Origin of the sequence: Paenibacillus sp. FSL W8-0426, assembly GCF_037969725.1 — a bacterium.
GTDB classification, from domain to species: Bacteria; Bacillota; Bacilli; order Paenibacillales; family Paenibacillaceae; genus Paenibacillus; species Paenibacillus hubeiensis.
Window position 1 is genome coordinate 5,443,892 of record NZ_CP150203.1, and the last position, 21,109, is coordinate 5,465,000.

At 51.5% G+C, this 21,109-nt stretch carries 16 protein-coding genes, 9 tRNA genes and 2 rRNA genes (1 of these 27 only partly in view); 2 read left to right on the forward strand and 25 right to left on the reverse strand.

What is annotated here, in order from left to right:
* Positions 1 to 9 precede the first annotated feature (9 nt).
* From recJ to MKY59_RS24585, 5 genes are all read right to left on the reverse strand, one after another.
* Positions 10 to 2,418, reverse strand: coding sequence for a single-stranded-DNA-specific exonuclease RecJ (gene recJ, locus MKY59_RS24565; protein ID WP_339274266.1), 2,409 nt, complete (start codon positions 2,416 to 2,418; stop codon positions 10 to 12).
* A 39-nt stretch (positions 2,419 to 2,457) separates the two neighbouring features.
* Positions 2,458 to 3,417: a cation diffusion facilitator family transporter gene (locus tag MKY59_RS24570; RefSeq protein WP_339274267.1), complete on the reverse strand. Its 960-nt coding sequence runs from the start codon at positions 3,415 to 3,417 to the stop codon at positions 2,458 to 2,460.
* A 71-nt stretch (positions 3,418 to 3,488) separates the two neighbouring features.
* On the reverse strand, positions 3,489 to 4,397 hold the full coding sequence (gene secF / locus MKY59_RS24575) for a protein translocase subunit SecF (protein ID WP_236415433.1): 909 nt from the start codon (positions 4,395 to 4,397) through the stop codon (positions 3,489 to 3,491).
* Positions 4,387 to 5,637 carry a protein translocase subunit SecD gene (gene secD / locus MKY59_RS24580; protein ID WP_339274269.1) on the reverse strand — a complete coding sequence of 417 codons (1,251 nt, stop codon included), beginning with the start codon at positions 5,635 to 5,637 and terminating at the stop codon, positions 4,387 to 4,389. The genes secF and secD overlap by 11 nt, the downstream gene beginning before the upstream one ends.
* 92 nt (positions 5,638 to 5,729) lie before the next feature.
* Positions 5,730 to 5,969 carry a post-transcriptional regulator gene (locus MKY59_RS24585; RefSeq protein ID WP_236415823.1) on the reverse strand — a complete coding sequence of 80 codons (240 nt, stop codon included), beginning with the start codon at positions 5,967 to 5,969 and terminating at the stop codon, positions 5,730 to 5,732.
* A gap of 231 nt (positions 5,970 to 6,200) precedes the next feature.
* On the opposite strand from MKY59_RS24585, the gene spoVB reads away from it, so the two are divergent.
* Complete coding sequence (gene spoVB / locus MKY59_RS24590; protein ID WP_339274270.1) at positions 6,201 to 7,820, forward strand: stage V sporulation protein B; 1,620 nt, start codon at positions 6,201 to 6,203, stop codon at positions 7,818 to 7,820.
* A gap of 2 nt (positions 7,821 to 7,822) precedes the next feature.
* Here the strand turns inward: spoVB and MKY59_RS24595 are convergent, their stop codons facing one another.
* Positions 7,823 to 8,524: a DUF421 domain-containing protein gene (locus MKY59_RS24595; protein WP_339278470.1), complete on the reverse strand. Its 702-nt coding sequence runs from the start codon at positions 8,522 to 8,524 to the stop codon at positions 7,823 to 7,825.
* A 225-nt stretch (positions 8,525 to 8,749) separates the two neighbouring features.
* On the opposite strand from MKY59_RS24595, the gene MKY59_RS24600 reads away from it, so the two are divergent.
* Positions 8,750 to 9,142 carry a TIGR04086 family membrane protein gene (locus MKY59_RS24600; RefSeq protein WP_236415428.1) on the forward strand — a complete coding sequence of 131 codons (393 nt, stop codon included), beginning with the start codon at positions 8,750 to 8,752 and terminating at the stop codon, positions 9,140 to 9,142.
* A 123-nt stretch (positions 9,143 to 9,265) separates the two neighbouring features.
* Here MKY59_RS24600 and yajC read toward each other — a convergent pair whose 3' ends face one another.
* The 19 genes from yajC to MKY59_RS24695 all read right to left on the reverse strand — a co-directional run.
* Positions 9,266 to 9,577 (reverse strand): preprotein translocase subunit YajC, encoded by a 312-nt coding sequence (yajC, locus tag MKY59_RS24605; protein ID WP_236415427.1) that lies wholly within the window; start codon positions 9,575 to 9,577, stop codon positions 9,266 to 9,268.
* A 64-nt stretch (positions 9,578 to 9,641) separates the two neighbouring features.
* Entirely contained in the window at positions 9,642 to 10,778 is a 1,137-nt protein-coding gene (gene tgt / locus MKY59_RS24610; protein ID WP_236415426.1) for a tRNA guanosine(34) transglycosylase Tgt, read from the reverse strand.
* Between the two features lie 44 nt (positions 10,779 to 10,822).
* Complete coding sequence (gene queA, locus MKY59_RS24615) at positions 10,823 to 11,851, reverse strand: tRNA preQ1(34) S-adenosylmethionine ribosyltransferase-isomerase QueA (RefSeq protein WP_339274272.1); 1,029 nt, start codon at positions 11,849 to 11,851, stop codon at positions 10,823 to 10,825.
* A gap of 7 nt (positions 11,852 to 11,858) precedes the next feature.
* Positions 11,859 to 13,946, reverse strand: a complete 2,088-nt coding sequence (locus MKY59_RS24620) for a SpoIID/LytB domain-containing protein (protein ID WP_339274273.1) — start codon at positions 13,944 to 13,946, stop codon at positions 11,859 to 11,861.
* 107 nt (positions 13,947 to 14,053) lie between these two features.
* Entirely contained in the window at positions 14,054 to 15,064 is a 1,011-nt protein-coding gene (gene ruvB / locus MKY59_RS24625) for a Holliday junction branch migration DNA helicase RuvB (RefSeq protein WP_236415422.1), read from the reverse strand.
* A 74-nt stretch (positions 15,065 to 15,138) separates the two neighbouring features.
* Positions 15,139 to 15,753 (reverse strand): Holliday junction branch migration protein RuvA, encoded by a 615-nt coding sequence (gene ruvA, locus MKY59_RS24630; protein ID WP_236415420.1) that lies wholly within the window; start codon positions 15,751 to 15,753, stop codon positions 15,139 to 15,141.
* The gene (gene ruvC / locus MKY59_RS24635) at positions 15,750 to 16,253 is read right to left on the reverse strand and encodes a crossover junction endodeoxyribonuclease RuvC (RefSeq protein WP_236415418.1); all 504 of its coding nucleotides are present in this window, start codon (positions 16,251 to 16,253) and stop codon (positions 15,750 to 15,752) included. Before ruvC ends, ruvA begins: the two co-directional genes overlap by 4 nt.
* 196 nt (positions 16,254 to 16,449) lie before the next feature.
* A complete protein-coding gene (locus MKY59_RS24640) occupies positions 16,450 to 17,151 on the reverse strand; it encodes a BofC C-terminal domain-containing protein (protein WP_339274276.1) in 702 nt (233 codons plus the stop codon).
* Positions 17,152 to 17,283: 132 nt separating this feature from the next.
* Positions 17,284 to 17,357, reverse strand: a tRNA-Pro gene (locus MKY59_RS24645).
* Positions 17,358 to 17,362: 5 nt separating this feature from the next.
* A tRNA-Leu gene (locus MKY59_RS24650) sits at positions 17,363 to 17,443 on the reverse strand.
* A 13-nt stretch (positions 17,444 to 17,456) separates the two neighbouring features.
* Positions 17,457 to 17,533: transfer RNA gene (locus MKY59_RS24655), tRNA-Arg, on the reverse strand.
* A 5-nt stretch (positions 17,534 to 17,538) separates the two neighbouring features.
* Positions 17,539 to 17,613 (reverse strand) — tRNA-Gly (locus tag MKY59_RS24660).
* A gap of 151 nt (positions 17,614 to 17,764) precedes the next feature.
* Positions 17,765 to 17,842, reverse strand: a tRNA-Asp gene (locus tag MKY59_RS24665).
* A 6-nt stretch (positions 17,843 to 17,848) separates the two neighbouring features.
* Positions 17,849 to 17,922, reverse strand: a tRNA-Met gene (locus tag MKY59_RS24670).
* A gap of 15 nt (positions 17,923 to 17,937) precedes the next feature.
* Positions 17,938 to 18,013, reverse strand: a tRNA-Val gene (locus tag MKY59_RS24675).
* 122 nt (positions 18,014 to 18,135) lie between these two features.
* A tRNA-Glu gene (locus MKY59_RS24680) sits at positions 18,136 to 18,207 on the reverse strand.
* A 4-nt stretch (positions 18,208 to 18,211) separates the two neighbouring features.
* A tRNA-Asn gene (locus tag MKY59_RS24685) sits at positions 18,212 to 18,287 on the reverse strand.
* 79 nt (positions 18,288 to 18,366) lie between these two features.
* A 5S ribosomal RNA gene (rrf, locus tag MKY59_RS24690) occupies positions 18,367 to 18,483 on the reverse strand.
* A 121-nt stretch (positions 18,484 to 18,604) separates the two neighbouring features.
* Positions 18,605 to 21,109, reverse strand: a 23S ribosomal RNA gene (locus MKY59_RS24695) (it continues 421 nt past the right edge of the window).

The window sequence follows — 21,109 nt, forward strand, 5'->3', positions numbered from 1 at the left end:
CAACTCTGCCTAAGATACGCCCTTCATCCGGGTTATCATCCATTGTGTAAGCTGAGACGTGGGTGCATCCAACATCACCTGCTCGGTTTCTGCCATGCTTTCGATGGCCCGATAATTTCGCGATGTTGCCAGATCCCGTTTGGGCGGATTGGCAACAAACTCGATGTTGCCGTCGCGCCGGTGAATGAAGCCCAGTTCTTCAAACACATCAAGCATCATCGTAATCATGCGTACAGAGCAGCTGCACTGCCGACTGAGTACAGGCGTAATTTCCTGTTCACCCACCGGTTCAGCTCCCCATTTGGACACCAGCACATACATGCGCTTAAAGAGCTCTCTGGAAGGCATCTGAAGTCGATCTCGGCGATTGTGGCCCGATCCATGCAGAAGGATGATATTCTCGGCTCCGCTGAACAACTTCAGCATCGCATCAAGCTGTTCCGGAGTTTCCGGCGTATCAAACACAAATAACGTCCGGACCTGCTCCTGTCCGTAGTGCTGCGCGGCAGCATTACGGGGTAACAACCCGACCTTCCTATCATATACCCAAAGGCATGGTTCATACAATGAATTTCCTATAGAAACATTCGTTTCTTGACGGACGATAACGCCGATCGAGCCGCTTGTATACCTCAGATGAACGTCGAAGGTACGCATAAACTGTTTCATTCCATTTAATGGATCGGCACTGCCGCGTAGATCGAAAACCTGTGCCTCGCTCACTGCCAGATCATGCAGCATAAATTGCGGCTTTCGCGTGCCATTCCACTCGTTAATGGAAAGTTCGCCCATCGCGTCGATGACGGTTCCGGGAAGCAGGAAGTCCGCCAAAGCCCCTTTGCCAAACGCAACAGCTTCAAGCTGCCAGCCCTCCTGCTCCAGCACCAGCTTCAGATGGCGTTTCTCGCGGCCCATCGTTCGGGTTTCTTTAATAGTGACCTTATTCAGCACAAAACGTGGCGATGGATTGCTCATGCCGAACGGCTGCAGTCTGTCTATTTCCTGAATGACTTTCAGCGGCACGTCACTGATCAAACAGTTATCGTCAGCGAGGCGTCGTGGAATGAAATCTTCCTCTGTCAAAACGCCAGCGGCATAATCGTTCAAGCCTCGCTCCAGCTCCACCAGCTGGTCCCGATGGAGCGTCATGCCCGCAGCTGCGGGATGGCCTCCATAATGGTCTAGCGTATGCTTGCACGCGGTTAGAGCCTCGTAGATGTCGAGCCCGTCGATGGATCGGGCCGATCCCTTACACATCCCTGTTTCAGGGTCAATGCCCAGAATAAGCGTAGGGCGATAATATCGTTCCAGCAATTTGGAAGCCACAATACCAACCACACCCACGTTCCAGCCCTCTCCTGCCAACAGAATGACATGAGGAACCGAGCCTTGGCTCTGAATTTTGTGCTCCAGCATCGCCACCGCTTCCTGCACGATGCTTTCGACCACTTGTTGGCGTTCCCTGTTCAACAGATCGAGTTGACCGGCGAGCATATGCGCCTCATCCAGATTGTCTGTCGTAAGAAGGGACACCGCACGCCCCGCATGATCCAGACGCCCGCTGGCATTGATTCGAGGAGCCATTGCAAACGCAATGTTCACAGAGGTCACCTGTTCCTGTTTAACCCCGCTGATCTCCAATAAGGCACTTACTCCGGGAAGGCGCGTATCGCGCATGGATTCGACGCCGTAACTTACGATGACCCGATTCTCCCCCTCCAAGGGCATGAGGTCCGCTACCGTGCCAATGGATGCAATCTCCATCCATTCGCGCGGAACTTCCCCAATCAGCGCTTGGGCCAACTTCAGGGCGACTCCTGCACCTGCCAACCCCTTGAACGGGTAGCTGCATTGCGGGAGCTTCGGATTGATTAAAGCATAGGCTTCCGGCAATACTTCAGGCGGTTCATGGTGATCCGTCACGATGACTTCCATGCCCAGCGATGAGGCATACGCGATCTGCTCCACTGCGCTGATCCCGGTATCGACGGTAATGATCAGCGTGACTCCCTGCTGGTGTGCCCAATCCAAGGCATGATTATGCAGCCCGTACCCTTCATTGGATCGATGAGGAATATAAATATCGTACGAGGCGCCCAAATGCCTCATCAAATGAATCATGAGTGAAGTGCTTGATACACCGTCGGCATCGTAATCTCCATAAATTAAAATATGCTCGCCGCGCTCCAGCGCCTGTTGGATGCGTGGTACGGCCTTATCCATGCCATGCAGCAAATAAGGATCATGCATCTGGCTCAGGTCCGGATGCAAAAACCGTTCCGCCTCTGCCTCTGTGAGCACTCCACGGCCCACGAGCAAACGTGCGACGAGCGGGGAAACGGAAAGCGCCTGCGAGAGTCCCGCAGCCGCCTCCGGTTCGATATCCGGCGTACTCCACCGGTATTGCGAATAAAGCAATGATAACGCTCCTTTCCTGCGCTGCACGATCAAGCGTCACTATTGGATCAATGTCGCTTCGTGATCAGGCAGCTCATGATTGGATTTATAGGGATAACCAGGGTCATAAGGAATCGCCTGAACCTGCACTTCCCTAACATGGTCGAAACGGGTCATTAGCAATGTTTTGGCACGGTTAGCTATTTCTTGCGCCTCCAGAATGGTGATTCTCGGATTAACGGTAATGATAAGGTCGATGGCAACGTAATGCCCTTGGTTTCTTGCAGACAAATGATCAATCGTAATCACGCCAAGCACGCGTTGAACCGTTTCCTGAAAGTCAATGGACTCTTCCTGTTCCAGTTCCTGCACGAGCGAACCGTACACCGTATCCACGATCATGCGGTATCCCTGATGCAGCACAAAGAAAGAAGCAATCAAAGATGCGGCCGGATCCATGTACAGCAGCACGTCCCAACCCATCATTTCCCCGGTCAAGGAACCGGCAATGCCAATCATAACGACAAGCGAGCAATATAATGCGCGGCGATGCTGCTGCGCATACGCCAAAGCTTGCGGCTGGTTTCGTTTGCGGTAATATCTGTACTGAAAGTGAAATATCGCTTCCCGGATGGCCAAGGCAACTAGAACGGTAACAAGCGCCCACTGTCCCTTCATTTCGGGTACGCTGCCCGATAATGCCGACAGTGCCGAGAAAGCAATTTGCAACCCGCCCAAAAGAACAAGCACAGACAACACGACCGAAGTCCCTGGCCCGGCTACGCGCACATGATCCCGGGAAGCCGTTCCTCGGATTCGATCCCCAGCCTTTTCAACCTTGGCCGGAAACAAGTCCGTCAGTGAAGAAGCCGCCTGCGAGGCCGAATATAAACCATCGACAAGCAAAGACTTGCTTCCTGAAATATATCCAATCCCAGCCTTGATCACTGCGAGAACCATATTCCCGGCGATGCCGCTCCATGCCGCAGTGCGAACAGTTGGAATACGAGTTCTGGTCATGCTTAATCCCCCTTGTACGTGTACCTAAAGTTACAAAACCGCGCATGGAAGCGCGGCTTGAACATACATGTTTAGTTGGATGCTTTGGCAGCCGCTTTTGGCTTGCTGATTTGTTTGCCTTTCAGAACCAGCCAGAGCGGTGCAGCAATAAAGATGGAAGAATACGCGCCGAACAGTGTTCCGATGACCATGGCGAGCGAGAACATACGAATGGACTCCCCGCCGAAAATGAACAAACAGATGGAAGCGGCAAAAACGGTGAACGTTGTATTCAGGGAACGAGTCATCGTTTGAGCCAAACTGTTATTTACCACCTGACGCAAATCGGCCTTCGACGTTTTTTTGGCAAACCGCATGTTTTCACGGATCCGGTCAAAAATAACGATCGTATCATTGATGGAGAAGCCGACAACGGTAAGTACGGCTGTAATGAACGTCAGGTCCACTTCCAACCGGAAAATGGAGAACACGCTGATGACGACAAATGCGTCATGGAAAAGCGAAATGACGGCGGCAAGGCCGAATCGCCATTCAAACCGGATCGCAACGTAGATCATGATCCCGATACTTGCGATCAGCACAGCGTAGATGGCATTCCGTTCCAATTCTTTGGCCATCTCCGGATCAACGGTATTCACCTCGTAAGAAGCGGTGGAATCCAATTTGCTGAATTCATCCTTGAACGTTTTTTCCTGAGTTTCATCAAGCTCTTTGGAAAAACGTACGTTTACTCGGTCAGTTCCCGTTGTTATTTGGACATCCCCGTTATCTGCACCAATGTCTTTGATGATCGGATTGATTTGTTCCGCTGTAATCGCTTTGGATACGGTGATGTCGACGTTTGAACCTGCACGGAAATCCACCGCATAGTTCAATCCAAGAGCAAGCAAGCTGACGATCCCCGCTATCGTTAACAGAATGGAGAAAGTATAAGCAAATTTGCTGCCTTTGATGTAGTCATAGTTCCAATTAAAGCGCACGAATTTCACTCTCCTTTACTCCGAAATACTTCGGTTTCTTCAGCAAGTTCGCTTTAACGAGCAGGCTGAGCAAGAAACGGGAGAAGTAAATATTCGTGATGATGCTGGTCACGATGTCGAAGATCAGCACGAGTGCAAAACCTTTGACCGCCCCGGTACCAAAGAAAAACATGACGCCAGCAGCAATGATTGTAGTGATGTTGGAGTCGATGATTGTGCGGAACGAGTGTTTCCCGCCGGCCTTCACTGCCGACATCACGGACTTGCCGCTCCGCATCTCCTCTTTGATCCGTTCGTACGTAATAATGTTGGCGTCGACCGCCATCCCGATCCCGAGAATAAAGGCCGCGATCCCTGGCAGCGTGAGCACGAATTCTCCCAAATAGAAGATGGCCAGCACAAGCCATGTGTGCACTATCAGCGAGAAACTTGCGACAAGGCCTGGTATACGGTACATTGCGATCATGAACGCCAGAATAATGACTGATGCGATAAGCCCCGCTTTAATCGTTTGATTCAAGGAAAGTTTACCCAGCGTTGCGCCAACGCTTTGCGAATACTTCTCGGTCAGCTTCAACGGCAAAGCGCCCAAGTTGATCGTATCGCGCAGCTGGTTCGCTTCCTCGCGCGTGTAACTGCCTGTAATCTGAGCGGATCCATCCGATAATTGCTGTTGCACCGTCGGTGCGGACAACAATTGATCATCCAAATAGATCGCCAGAGGCTGTCCAATCAAACGTTTCGTAATTTCCGCAAATTTGGCTTTGTCCTTCACCTGAATGTCGATCATCGGTTGGTTCAGTTGGTTAAACACCACTTTTGCCCCGTTCTCGACGAATTCGTTACCGCGAAGTTCGATTTTGCTGTACTCGCCTTCTTTGTCGTTCTCGCCTTTACTGCGGAACGTCAAAACGGCCGGCTCCTTCATTTTGGCCCTAACTTCGGCCTCGTCGGTAACTCCGGCAAGTTTCAAACGGATGCGGTTCGTTCCTTCCGTTGTGACCTCTGGCTCGCTGGTTCCGAGCGCGTTGGCACGACTTTCCAAACTTCTTGCGGTTTGCACCAGAGAAGCCTTGGAAACTTGCTGTCCTTGTTCCAGCGGCTCTGCTTCATATAAGATCTCGTAGCCTCCCTTTAAGTCAAGGCCCAAGCGCATATTTTTCAGCAGCTCCGGACTTGTCCCCACCATCACGCCAGCGGTGACAAGCACGACCAGAATGAAACTGACAATTCTTTTCATGCCGTTCCTAGATCCCCTTTCATTCTCAATATTCCTATTATAGCGATGCCGTAAAATGCAGTCAATTTTCAACAAAAAAAGATCCCTTTCGATTAGAAAGAGGACCCCCGGTAAGCAGCTACGGTCAAAAAGTTCATAAAGCTCGTTGCTTTCAGTGACAATATGTCGTTCACCAGCTGGTGCAGGGGCGGAATGCCCTGCTTCTCATATTTATGACTGACGCAGTTCCATACATCTTTGCTTGTCACATACTCGTATCCCACAAGCCGTAACTCCTCTGCTTTGCTTTGGCAGAGCAGCTCGATGGACTGTTCCAGTTCCGTATCGTTCATTTCTTCCACGGGGAGCGCCTCCCTTCCTTGCTCAAAAACCTTTCTGCGGCATCCTTGATACAACATTCGACTTCCACATGCCATATTCCTTCTTTGATTGGTTTGGTTCTTTTTGTAAATCGCCCGATCGTGTCATGAGAAGGTCATGGACTAGCATAGAATGAGACAACCAGGCTTTGTCCTGTCCGCGTAACCAACCTGTTACTTTTCAACCGGGAAAGAGGGGTCGCTTTGAAAAAGCAGACATTTATCCAAGGAGCCATGATCCTGCTCGCTGCTGGCATTATTAACCGGGTATTGGGCTTTATCCCGCGCATCGCGCTGCCGCGAGTCATCGGTGCAGAAGGGGTGGGCCTGTACCAACTGAGCTATCCTTTCTTTATTGTGCTGGTCACCCTGATCACCGGAGGCATTCCGCTCGCCATAGCCAAGCTTGTAGCCGAAGCGGATACGGGAGCAAATCGTTATTCTCCGCAGCGCATCCTGCAGGTCAGCTTAAGCTTCACGCTAACGCTGGGCGTTTTGTTCATGTTTCTCTGCATCGTTTTTGCCCCTTGGGTAACGCGTTACGTTCTCACGGACGAGCGTGTATACCACACCTTCGTCAGCATGAGTCCCATGATTGCGATCATAGCGGTGTCTGCCGTGTACCGGGGATACTTTCAGGGCAAACAGAATATGATCCCCAGCGCAGCTTCTTCCATCACCGAGACGATTGTACGCATTGTCTGCGTCATTTGGTTTTCCTGGCTGCTGGTTCCCCAAGGCATTGAACGGGCTGCAGCCGGCGCCATGCTGGGTGCGCTTGTCGGCGAGTTTGCAGGAATGCTCATTTTGCTGTGGAATTACGGCAGGGCCAAGAAAGAACAGAAGAGAACAGAAGTGCAACCGAAATCCCCCCTCCAAAACCAAGACGAAACGACAGGCAAAACGCCCATCGACTCGGCAGCCTCTCAAAAAGGGCTGATTCGCAGACTGCTCGCCATTTCGGTTCCCGTAACCGCAGGACGGTTGGTCGGATCCCTTTCTTATTTGGCCGAAACGATCGTTACCGCGCAAAGTCTCGCCCTTGCGGGGTTATCCAGAGGACTGGCCACGGCCCAGTACGGTGCGCTGCAAGGCATGATCATTCCTTTGCTGCTCCTGCCCGGCGCGCTGACGTCTTCGCTGGCGACCTCTCTTGTGCCTTCTTTGTCCGAAGCATCCGCCCAAGGCGATCGCGCACTCATACATAAGCGCATGCACCAGGCTTTGCGTCTGGCTCTGGTCACAGGGGCTCCGTTCTCGGTATTCATGTACGTGCTTGCGGAACCGCTGTGCCTTTTGATATACAATGACGCTTCGATTGGCAACATGCTGAAATTAATGGCTCCTTTTGCCTTGTTCATTTATATTCAGCCACCGCTGCAAGCGGCTCTTCAGGCCCTTGATCGGCCGGGCAAGGCGCTGCTCAATACATTCATCGGGGCGGTGATCAAAATCTCTCTGATTTTGCTGCTCGCTTCCCGTCCGGAATTTGGCATAATTGGCGCGGTTATCGCCATCTGCGTCAACTCCACCATCGTCACGTTCCTTCATGCCGGCAGTGTGCGCAAACTGCTCGCTTTTCGTTTCAAGCTTATGGACTGGACCAAAACCATTGCAGGCATGTTTATTATGGGTGCGGCGACGCTGCTCGTTTACGAGCAAACCGTTGTGCTGTTTCCTTTGTGGCTCAGGCTGATTATGGCTTCGATCGCAGGTTTGATCGTTTACTTTATCGTCATGGGCTTGACCCGCATGATCGACTTTCACGATCTGTCCCGCGCGCCCATCATTGGTTCGTGGTTCAATCGCCGTTTGCGGAAATGACTTTACTTCGGATCCTCTTTGGGACTTACGTAAATTTTTCCGTTATGGTCAATGGAACAAATGAAAACGTCCTTGAAATCAAGTATACCCTTCTGTTGAATCTCATTTTTGAGCCAGAATCTGGTTTTCTGAATCAACTCCAGATTCTGGTCTTGAACTTTCCCATCCATGATCAGAGGCAGTGGCAAACCTTCGTATTTAATGTTTTGAAAACCGTCCACCTTATCTTTTCTCGGTTTCTGTATACTGTTGGAATTTAAATTGCCCCCTGTTGCAGACACGCTCCCGTTCTGATTTTTCGGGAAAACGGTAAGCTTGCCTGTCGTTTCCAAAATGGCGTATTCCACTTCGCTGATACTATCTATATTTTGCTCTCGAAGCTGCAGCAGCAAATCATCAAGGTTATAACGCTGTTTGCGCATTTCATCGCGATTCAACGTGCCCTTAGAAATCAACACCACGGGTTTGCCGTCGATCATCAAACGCAAACCACGGCTTTTGAGACTCATGTAGGCCATGGCGATCTGCATCACAAGCACCGTCAGCATGGGCACAATGCCGTGGAACAACGGCTTATCCGTATCTTCGATAACAAATGCGGCAATTTCAGCAAGCATGATCGAGACGACCAGATCAAACATGGACAGCTTCCCGATTTCACGTTTGCCCATGACGCGAATGGCGCCATAAACAATAAAATACATCAGGATCGTTCTAAAAATATGTACTCCGATATCTGAAAGGTTCACAACAGGATTCCTCCCTTAATTATAAGTTGTAGTGAAGCCTGGAGCGTAATCCCTATTTTGGCCTGAACCTCACATGCTGATGCAGTTTTTCGATTGTTCATATAATGGAAAATCAGTTCATAAGTGGGGAGGCTTGACCATAAACTGTATTAATTTAAACTTGTACAAGGGGGTTGCTTTATGCAGCTGATTCGACGAATGAATCCGTTCCGATTGACCAATCCGATTTTGTCCGGTCTTTGTCATGCATTCGTGTGGATGTTTCTGGGGGCGTTGATTCTCTCTTGTTTCCTCTGGATGACGGACATGCGGGAACAAGACCTCTCCAGGTATACTTACATCGTTCACGCCGTCTCCTTATTGATCGGTGGTTTTCTGGCCGGCAAACGCTCTGGCGAAAAGGGGTGGTACCATGGCGGAATTACCGGTATTATTTATGGTGTTATCGTGTTGTTGATCGGTTTTTTGGCACTGGATGCCGTGATCAACTGGAAAGACGGACTACAGCTCGCAAGCGCGTTCGTCATTTCCGCTCTGGGTGGCATCTTTGGAGTAAATATACGCAAATCATGAAATAAACGACGAAAGCGGCGGGGAAAGTCGTCAGATCATTTTCTATCAAACGTTCATCACAAACAAAAAAAGAAAGGGAGCTCCCGAGGAGTTCCCTTTCTCTCATAAAAATGCCTGTCTGCTTTATTCCGCAGTTTCCCGGCTTACGGCGCTGCTGATGGCATTGCGGTCAAACGTCAGCTTCGTGACATCGTTTACACGCAATACAACCGTATCATCCGTGATTTCGGCAATGGTGCCGTGCAGGCCGCCAATCGTTACGATCTTGTCGCCTTTTTTCAGACGGCCCAACATGGCGTTGCGTTCTTTTTGTTTTTTGTTCTGAGGACGAATCATCAGAAAGTAGAAAATGGCCACCATGAGCACCAGTGGCACGATCAGGCCGAGAATTCCGCCTCCGCCTGCCGCTGCGCTCGCAGTCATTCCTTGAAACATATGGACTCCCCCTTATCAGCTTTTCACCAATTCGTTCGTGGCTCCCAGGTTCCGCAAAACCCGATCAGAACCCTTTCTCATTGTTGTGCAGACCGTATTGATCGAAAAATTCATCCCGGAAATCAAGCAGACGATCTTCCATGATCGCTTTCCGCACATTGCGCATCAAATTCTGCAAGAAGTGAAGATTATGGATGGTGGTCAACCGCAAGCCAAACGTTTCATCCGCTTTGATCAGGTGACGCAAGTATGCTCTGGAGTAGTTCCGGCAAGTATAGCAATCACACTCGGGGTCAAGCGGGCCGAAATCGGTTGCGAACTGCGCATTCCGAACGACCAGGCGTCCCTGACTTGTCATCGTAGTTCCGTTACGGGCAATCCGTGTAGGCAGTACACAGTCGAACATGTCCACTCCCCGAATCGATCCCTCAATCAATGCATCGGGCGAACCTACCCCCATCAAATACCGTGGTTTATTGGACGGCAGCAAAGGCACCGTATAATCCAATACACCATACATTAAATGTTTGGGTTCTCCGACACTCAGTCCACCAATAGCATACCCCGGGAAATCCATGGAAGTCAAATCCGCAGCGCTCTGTCTCCGCAGGTCCTCGTGCATGCCCCCTTGAACGATGGCAAACAATCCTTGGTCATGCGGTCTGGCATGGCTTTCCAGACAACGTTCCGCCCAGCGGCTCGTCCGCTCCAGCGACTTTTTCACGTATTCGTATTCGGCCGGGTAAGGAGGACACTCGTCAAACGCCATCATGATATCGGAGCCGAGTGCATTTTGAACCTCCATAGCTACTTCGGGGGACAAAAACTTTTTGTCTCCGTTCAGATGGGAACGGAAGTGAACGCCTTCCTCGGTAATTTTGCGCATCTCGCTGAGCGAGAATACTTGGAATCCGCCGCTATCCGTCAAAATGGGGCGATCCCAGTTCATGAATTTATGCAGTCCGCCAGCCTGGCGTATGATCTCATGTCCTGGTCTAAGGAAGAGATGATACGTGTTGCTCAGGATGATCTGGGCATCCATCTCCTTCAATTCTTCCGGGCTCATCGTTTTTACGGTTGCCTGTGTACCGACAGGCATAAAGGTAGGTGTTTCAATGATCCCGTGAGGCGTGTGAACACGTCCAAGACGTGCGCCTGACTGTTTGCAAGTTTTAATATGTTCATACGTAATGGCTGCCATCGTTTATAATCATCCTCTGAAAAATATTCGTAAATTCCGCCGAATCAATAGATCAGCATGGCGTCGCCAAAACTGAAAAACCGATACCGCTCGCGGATCGCTTCCGCGTATGCATCCATAATGTGTTCCCTGCCGGCAAGCGCACTGACCAGCATGACCAGCGTCGACTTCGGCAAATGGAAATTCGTCAGCATGCCATCAATGACTTTGAAGGAATAGCCCGGATAAATGAAAATGCTCGTCCAGCCGCTGCTTTCCTTAAGCAAGCCGTCCTCGGACTGGCTGCCTACCGTTTCCAACGTACGACAACTCGTCGTGCCAACGGCGAATACGCGGTTGCCCCTTTTTTTCGTGTCATTGATCAAATCGGCCGTTTCCTGAGACAAAGAATAGTACTCCTCATGCATCACATGCTCTTCAACGACATCCACGGACATCGGACGGAATGTTCCCAAACCGACGTGCAGCGTGATGAAAGCAACATTGACGCCTTTCGCGCGGATGCGGTCGAGCAGTTCATCGGTAAAATGCAGGCCCGCCGTCGGTGCCGCAGCCGATCCCTCATGCTTCGCATATACCGTCTGGTACCGCTCCCGATCATCCAGGGTCTCCTTGATGTATGGAGGAAGCGGCATCTCACCCAAGCGGTCCAAAATCTCCTGAAAAATGCCGGTATACATAAAGGTGAGCATTCGGGCACCCATTTCGCCTTCTTCGTCGATCACGGCCTTCAGCTCATCGCTGAATACGATGACCGATCCCGCTTTCAGCTTTTTCCCTGGTTTGACCAGCGCTTCCCAGCGGTCTCCCTCCACGTTTTTGAGCAAAAGCACTTCGGCTTTGGCTCCGGTGTCCTGCTTTGTTCCGAACAACCGTGCAGGGAGAACGCGGGTATCATTCAAAACAAGCGTGTCTCCCGGCTCAAAAAAGTCGATGATATCCGGAAACTTGCGGTGATGAACCTCCCCGGTTTCCTTGTTCAACGTAAGCAGCCGGGACGCCGTACGCTCAAGCAACGGCGTCTGCGCGATCAGCTCTTCCGGCAGTTCAAAATTATATAGATCCACATTCATCTTAAATTCATTCCTTAACAATAGTCGCATTTTGGTAATAGTGTTTCAAAATGGCCTGGTAATCATACCCTTCATCCGCCATGCCTTTGGCACCCCACTGGGACAACCCCAGACCATGGCCATTGCCCTGACCGATAAACATGAAGGTTTGGCCTTGGGTTACGGCTCTGGCCGTTCCGTCCCCGCTCATGACGACGAGTGCGTTTCCGGACGATGTGCCCGTCCCGGAAGCCGATAACACGGCTGCGCCGTTCGCCCCGGTTTTGCTGGCTTGCACGCCGTCAGCGCCTAATACAGTATAACTTCCGGTCCCGGCAATATCAAATAATGTGCTCGGCAACCCGCCCAATGCAGAACGATAGGTGTCCGCATATTTCACGGTCATCGCCTGTCCGTTGGCACTGACTTCGAGCGCCCTTCCCGACGGCCCCCGTTTCGTTACCTCCAACGTGGAGATGGCTGACGGTACCGAGGATGTCGTTTTGCCTTGAAGGGTTTTGACTAGTTGAGCTGAAGTAAACGGGCCTCTTACCCAGGAATACGTATTTGATTCAGGCACTTTCGCCAAAACTACGGCTTCGTTGCCTGGATTCATTTTTGCCACCGGGTTCACATTGGACTGGATCATCGGAATCGGTCGCACGTTGGTATTTTGAGCCGTAACCGTTACTTTGGATAGCCCTGCATTCGTTTGGGAAGAGAGTTCCTTCACGTTGTCTTCGCGTATATATCCGCTGACCCCCGAACTAAGAAGCACGTGATACCACGTATGCAGTCCTGCCTGGGCCGCAACATCTCCCGAGCTGTCAACCGTATTGAATACACCTTCTGCGCCGTTCCAAACTTCGGAAGGATGTGCCGTCTGCCCACCCGCATTGGACGAGAACACAGCCTCGACGATTTTACCGCCGCTCTTGACCACTTCGCCCGCGGTCGCATCGACGGCGCTGTTTACTTTGTCATTCTCGGATCCCATTCCGTTGTACGCCTGGCTGAGCGTTGTATCCACGACATTGGCAATCTTGAAGCGGTCACCCTGCTGAAGCGCATAGGAACGCGCTGCTACAGCCTGAGCTTTTAACGCCTCTGCCGGCCACGAGGAATACACTTCTGCGCCCACGACTGAATACAGGTATTGCTCCAGCGGTACAACGTTGACCAGAGCCAGGTCCCCGTTAACGATGCTGACTTCCATATCGCCGCGGTAGGTCCGCTGTGAACGCTCCGCGACTTTGATTCCGCTGCCGTCTCCCTGTACCAAAGCTTTGGCATTGGTGCCTGCCATCGTATAATGTGCTGCCGTTTTGAGAGCATCCAGGCTGAGTCCTGCATCCGTACGGATGATCAGCCCGGGTTGACCGTCATTCACTGTAGATAAACTCAAACCAGGTGCTTGAGCATCAACCGTTGTTTTCAGTGCCGCAAGCTCTGCATCCGTGGAGGCTTCGCCCACCCAAACCGCGTATCCCGAAGCATTTGCCCCCAATTGGAGCACAGGATAAGCCGTAATGCCTGCCGACAGCAAAGTCGCCTGTGCTGCCTGCGCCTCCTCAAGCGAACTGTACGTGCCCGTCGTCAGCCGTTTGCTTCCGGTAACCACCGGTTTCTGGCCGCCAAGTTGGGCTGCAGCCGTGTTTTGGACACGGGCTACGGCTTGTCCGGCCTGCGCTGCTGTCGCATAATTGCCTGTATACAGCTGATAGGTCTCTTTGCCGTTGACCGTTGTTGTAAACAGCAGCGGCGTGTCCGCAGTGGCCTGTAACCGTTTAGCCGCAGCCGACGCCGTTTGGAAATCGGTCGTTTCCAGCACTTTAACCCTATAACCGTCCGCGCTGAATCGGATTTGCCCTGCAGGGATGCTTAAGTTGGCTCCGCTGTCAGAACCAATGCTCCATTTTCCCGTGGATTCCAGCGTAATAAGCGATGTTGTCGATTTGTACGTGCTTCCCAGGTTCGCAAACATCGCAACCCGGATCGTTTGGCCGTCGCTTTCTGCCGCATAGGCAGGCAACTGCAGGCATCCCGCAGTCAGCAATGCCGCCGCAAAAACCTTAATGCGTCTGCTCCACTTGTTCGTATTCCTCGCTCTTCCCACAATCAAACTCCTCTCCATGCTATATCCATTGGATTATCGGAAATATGCGTCCTGCTTATGAGCTTCTTTTTTATCGTTGATGTTGCGTCAGATGCTCCATCCAACCATTACTTCCCGTCCCTTGGCGGAAGGGGAATGCCCAGGTGGTGATACGCCAAATCCGTGACCACCCTGCCCCTCGGAGTTCGTTGAAGCATGCCGATCTGCAGCAAATAAGGCTCGTATACGTCCTCAATCGTTTGGCTCTCTTCCCCGATGGTGGCAGCTATCGTATCCAGCCCGACCGGGCCTCCTTTGAAACTTTGAATCATGGATTTGAGCATCTTATGGTCGATTTCGTCCAACCCTCTCGGGTCGATCTGCAAACGTTTCAACGCCTCTTCTGCCAAAGCCTGCGTGATCATGCCGTCCCCCCGCACTTGGGCGAAATCCCGTACCCTTTTCAAGAGACGGTTAGCAATCCGCGGCGTACCGCGAGAACGAAGGGCAATCTCCTCTGCCGCATCGCCCACGATGTCGACGCCAAGAATTTCCGAAGCCCTCGACACGATAAACGCAAGTTCATCCACCGTGTAAAATTCCAAACGACTGATCACGCCGAAACGATCGCGGAGCGGAGCCGACAACAATCCTGCACGCGTCGTTGCACCGATCAGCGTAAATGGAGGCAAATCGAGACGCACGGAACGTGCACTCGGGCCTTTGCCGATCATAATATCCAGCGCAAAATCCTCCATGGCCGGGTACATGACTTCTTCCACGGTACGATGCAAGCGGTGAATCTCGTCAATGAACAAGACGTCACCTTCCTGCAAGTTGGTCAAAAGCGCAGCCAAGTCTCCTGGACGTTCAATCGCAGGGCCCGATGTTGTTCTTAGATTCACGCCGAGCTCGTTCGCGATAATATTGGCCAGCGTTGTTTTCCCCAGTCCGGGAGGACCGTACAACAGCACGTGGTCCAACGCTTCATTACGCATTTTTGCGGCTTCGATGTATATTTTCAAATTTTCCTTGACCTGATTCTGTCCGATATACTCGTTCAAATACCGGGGACGCAGGCTCAGCTCCACAGCTTGGTCCTCCATCATCAGGTTGGCGGAAATAATCCGGTCTTCCATGTTATATCCCTACCTTCTTTGCTGGCTGCTTGGTTGACTTGGTTGTCTGAAATGGTCTGTCACCGATCAGCTCGCTATCCTTTAAACAGCATCTGCAGCGCCCGCTTCATCAGCACATCCACCGAATCTGCCGCAGTGGCGTCTTTTTTGAGCTTCAGCCATACTTTATCCAGCTCGCTGTCCGTGTAACCCAATGCCTTCAAGCCTTCTCGAGCTTCATCCCACGCAGACCCGCTGCCCTGTTCCTCCGACGGAGGGGCAAACAACCCTGTCGCCAATGCAGCCGTACCGAAGCCGTCCAATTTGTCCTTCAGGTCCAAAATCATGCGCTGTGCCGTCTTTTTGCCGATTCCCGGCAATTTGGTCAGGAACGTAATGTTCTCTTGATAAATCGCCGTAACGACATGCTCAGGCGTTCCCCCTGCCAGAATCCCCAATGCAACCCGCGGCCCGATGCCGGATACCTCAATCAATTTGCGGAAAAGACGCTGCTCATCCCGGGATGCAAAACCAAACAAAAGGATTGCGTCTTCACGTACATGGTGATGGATATACACCGTGATTTCCCCTTCTTGTTTGGCAAAAACAAAGGGATTAGGGCAGAACACGCGATACCCCACTCCATGCACATCCAACACAATATATTCATTCTCCACAAGCACAAACTGTCCTCTAAGAAAATCTATCATTTTCGCAATACCTCATTCAACTTGTTATTTAGTGTGTATGAGTGGGCGTGACAAACGGCTACGGCCAGCGCATCCGCCACGTCGTCCGGTTTCGGAATGGCCTGCAAACGCAAAAACATACGAACCATCTCCTGCACCTGGCGTTTCTCCGCCTTGCCGTAACCCACGATGGCCTGTTTAATTTGCATTGGCGTATATTCCGCGATCGGCAGCCCTTTCTGAGCTGCTGCAAGCACCATGACCCCTCTCGCTTGGCTGACCGACATGGCTGTCGTCACGTTTCGGTTAAAAAACAACTTCTCCAGCGCAATCGCATCCGGTTTATATTTATCAATCAACTGCACCATGCCCTCATACACATGAAGCAGCCGTTCTTCTTCGGGCGTATGAGCCTCGGTTTGAATGCAGCCGTACTGCACAGGCTTTACCTGGCTTCCGATTTTGTCCACAAAACCAAAGCCGACAATCGCTATCCCCGGGTCGATCCCCAAAAAACGCAAAACCATCTCTCCCTTACAATAAAGCGAACATATGTATCGTTCATTTCATTATAACAAAGTTTATGATCCTGCGGCAGGAAAAACTTTGTCGAGACGATGATGCCGCATCATTTGATGCGTTTCGATCATTTTCAACAATGCAAAAAAGGCATCCGACGATGCCTTGGCACACTCCACCTATTATGTTGGTTTGTTTTTACCCACCGCTTTGCACAGGCTGTGCTGCTTCATACTCCCGATCGAGGGCATAATCGCTAAATGTGGAGATCACACTGTTATATTCATCTTTGTCCTGTACGCGTATCCCTTGCTGCAATTGTTCCAATACCCCTTCCGGCAAAGAAGATTCGAGGGAACCCACATCCATTTGAAAAAATGTCCGGATGACTTTCTCCTTGGTTGGACGTCCTTCATATAAATTTAAATTCCCTACGGCATCGACGCTGATATACGCCTTCTCTTTGCACAACGGTGAAAGATCGTCAATCTGTTGACTGATTTGAACAAGATCAGTACTTTTCAATTCAGGCTCCCATTCAGGATGCTGAAGCAACAATGCTTCTAGCTGTGAATTCGTTAAACGCCCCAACTGCTCCGTTTCAATCCCGCAAATATAACGTGTCTCGAGGACAACCCGAGTTAACCGATGTGGGTCCGTTCCCAATTGCTTCAACACCATTTGCGCTTTTTCCGTCACCTGTGCTTCCGGTTCGGCAAGCCCCATAACAGCCTTAGCCTCACCGAAATGGGTTGTCAGCAGCCGCTGAACATGCGAAGAGATGGACAATCCACTACCCGCCAAAACCGTGATCGTTATCAAAGCTACAGCCATCCATGCTGTGCGTTTCCATCGACGCCAACGTCGCTTTAATTGTTTTCTGAGCTTAAATGTGTTCACATGAACCCCTTCTATCCCTGTTTTAAGGATATTGTGACCGAAAGGGCTCAGCTTTATGCAAAATAAAACAGTTTCTCTCATGGAAAACAATAAAGACGGACTATCTATTATGATAGTCCGTCTTTCGAAAGATCGGGATGACACGATTTGAACATGCGACCCCCTGGTCCCAAACCAGGTGCTCTACCAAGCTGAGCTACATCCCGTTAAATACCGGTGAGAGGACTCGAACCTCCACGGGTCTCCCCACTCGATTTTGAGTCGAGCGCGTCTGCCATTCCGCCACACCGGCTTATTTAATTAAATGGCGCGCCCTGAGAGATTCGAACTCCCGACCTTTTGATTCGTAGTCAAACGCTCTATCCAGCTGAGCTAAGGGCGCATATTTGGAGCGGACGACGGGAATCGAACCCGCGACCCTCGCCTTGGCAAGGCGATGCTCTACCGCTGAGCCACGTCCGCATATGAATTTTAATGTTAATTCCTGAAGAATATTCAAGTGGCGGAACCGACGGGATACTCTCACTTCGTTCGAGACTGCGTAGCTTATGCTTTCGAAGTAAATGCTCCGACGAACCCATTCCCGGATTCTCATCCCTGATGAATATTCAAGTGGCGGAACCGACGGGATTCGAACCCGCGATCTCCTGCGTGACAGGCAGGCATGTTAGGCCAACTACACCACGGTTCCATCTTATTGCGGGGGCAGGATTTGAACCTGCGGCCTTCGGGTTATGAGCCCGACGAGCTACCGGGCTGCTCCACCCCGCGTCGTTAAAAAGTATATGGTGGAGGCTGAGGGGATCGAACCCCCGACCCTCTGCTTGTAAGGCAGATGCTCTCCCAGCTGAGCTAAGCCTCCATATTGCTATGACCCGTAGGGGATACTCTCACTTCGTTCGAGACTGCGAAGTCTAAGCTAACGAAGTTATCCTCCGACGAACCTTTAGGGTTCTCACCCCTTTTATTGCAATGGAATTACAATGACCCGTAGGGGATTCGAACCCCTGTTACCTCCGTGAAAGGGAGGTGTCTTAACCCCTTGACCAACGGGCCATAATGGCTCCCCGAACAGGACTCGAACCTGTGACAACTCGATTAACAGTCGAGTGCTCTACCAACTGAGCTATCAGGGAATATGATGCATTTGTGTATGCAAATGCAATTCATCGTACAACGTCAACATATTGTTTTCTATGTAGGATGAAAGAGTTCGCTTGGCGGCTTCCTACTCTCCCAGGACCCTGCGGTCCAAGTACCATCGGCGCTAGAGGGCTTAACGGTCGTGTTCGGGATGGGTACGTGTGGAACCCCTCCGCCATCGCCACCAAACGATTTTGCTTTGGATTGAAAAACGATCCGCACATCCGTGATGTACTCGTTTTTCACTCAGAGATTGCTCTCTGAAAACTGGATTCGAAACGAAACCTGCGATCTTAGAACCTGCATTTTCTTGGATAAGCCCTCGACCGATTAGTACTGGTCAGCTCCATGCATTGCTGCACTTCCACCCCCAGCCTATCTACCTCGTCGTCTTCAAGGGGTCTTACATACTGGGAAATCTCATCTTGAGGGGGGCTTCACGCTTAGATGCTTTCAGCGCTTATCCCGTCCGTACATAGCTACCCAGCGGTGCTCCTGGCGGAACAACTGGTACACCAGCGGTACGTCCATCCCGGTCCTCTCGTACTAAGGACAGCTCCTCTCAAATTTCCTACGCCCACGACAGATAGGGACCGAACTGTCTCACGACGTTCTGAACCCAGCTCGCGTACCGCTTTAATGGGCGAACAGCCCAACCCTTGGGACCTACTTCAGCCCCAGGATGCGATGAGCCGACATCGAGGTGCCAAACCTCCCCGTCGATGTGGACTCTTGGGGGAGATAAGCCTGTTATCCCCAGGGTAGCTTTTATCCGTTGAGCGATGGCCCTTCCATGCGGTACCACCGGATCACTAAGCCCGACTTTCGTCCCTGCTCGACTTGTAGGTCTCGCAGTCAAGCTCCCTTATGCCTTTGCACTCTTCGAATGATTTCCAACCATTCTGAGGGAACCTTTGGGCGCCTCCGTTACTCTTTAGGAGGCGACCGCCCCAGTCAAACTGCCCACCTGACACTGTCCCTGTACCCGATTAGGGCACCAGGTTAGAACCTAGATACGATCAGGGTGGTATCCCAACGGTGCCTCCACACAAGCTGGCGCTCATGCTTCTCAGGCTCCCACCTATCCTGTACAGATCGTACCCAAATTCAATATCAAGCTGCAGTAAAGCTCCATGGGGTCTTTCCGTCTTGTCGCGGGTAACCTGCATCTTCACAGGTATTAAAATTTCACCGGATCTCTCGTTGAGACAGCGCCCAAGTCGTTACGCCATTCGTGCGGGTCAGAATTTACCTGACAAGGAATTTCGCTACCTTAGGACCGTTATAGTTACGGCCGCCGTTTACTGGGGCTTCGGTTCACAGCTTCGGGATTACTCCCTAACCGCTCCCCTTAACCTTCCAGCACCGGGCAGGCGTCAGCCCGTATACTTCGCCTTACGGCTTCGCACAGACCTGTGTTTTTGCTAAACAGTCGCTTGGGCCTTTTCACTGCGGCCCCCTCGTGCTATTCACACTACCGGGGCACCCCTTCTCCCGAAGTTACGGGGTCATTTTGCCGAGTTCCTTAACGAGAGTTCTTCCGCGCGCCTTAGAATTCTCTTCTCGCCTACCTGTGTCGGTTTGCGGTACGGGCACCTTCATCTGGCTAGAGGCTTTTCTTGGCAGTGTGAGATCATGACCTTCGCTACTGTAATTTTCACTCCCCATCACAGCTCAGCCTTGCGGTTAGCGGATTTGCCTACTAACCAGCCTCACTGCTTGGACAGGCATCCATCAGCCTGCGTCACTACCCTACTGCGTCCCCCCATCGCTCGTAACGATTTACGGTGGTACAGGAATTTCGACCTGTTGTCCTTCGACTACGCCTTTCGGCCTCGCCTTAGGTCCCGACTTACCCTGAGCGGACGAGCCTTCCTCAGGAACCCTTAGGCTTTCGGCGGATCAGATTCTCACTGATCTTTTCGTTACTCATACCGGCATTCTCACTTGTATGCTCTCCAGCGCTCCTTACGGTACACCTTCAACGTACATACAACGCTCCCCTACCCCTGATCATAAGATCAAGCCATAGCTTCGGTGGTGTGTTTAGCCCCGTTACATTTTCGGCGCAGAGTCACTCGACCAGTGAGCTATTACGCACTCTTTCAATGATGGCTGCTTCTAAGCCAACATCCTGGTTGTCTGTGCAACTCCACATCCTTTCCCACTTAACACACACTTGGGGACCTTAGCTGATGGTCTGGGCTGTTTCCCTTTTGACAATGGATCTTAGCACTCACTGTCTGACTCCCGGAAGTAAGTCTATGGCATTCGGAGTTTGACTGAGCTTGGTAACCCTTGCGGGCCCCGCACCCAATCAGTGCTCTACCTCCACGACTCTGTTTTCCGAGGCTAGCCCTAAAGCTATTTCGGGGAGAACCAGCTATCTCCGAGTTCGATTGGAATTTCTCCGCTACCCCCACCTCATCCCCGCACTTTTCAACGTGCGTGGGTTCGGGCCTCCAGTGCGTGTTACCGCACCTTCACCCTGGACAGGGGTAGATCACCCGGTTTCGGGTCTACGTCCACGTACTATGTCGCCCTATTCAGACTCGCTTTCGCTGCGGCTCCGGCTTCTCACCTTAACCTTGCACGGGAACGTAACTCGCCGGTTCATTCTACAAAAGGCACGCCATCACCCATAGATCGGGCTCTGACTTCTTGTAAGCACACGGTTTCAGGTTCTATTTCACTCCCCTTCCGGGGTGCTTTTCACCTTTCCCTCACGGTACTGCTTCACTATCGGTCGCTAGGAAGTATTTAGCCTTGGCAGATGGTCCTGCCGGATTCATACGGGGTTTCACGTGCCCCGCAC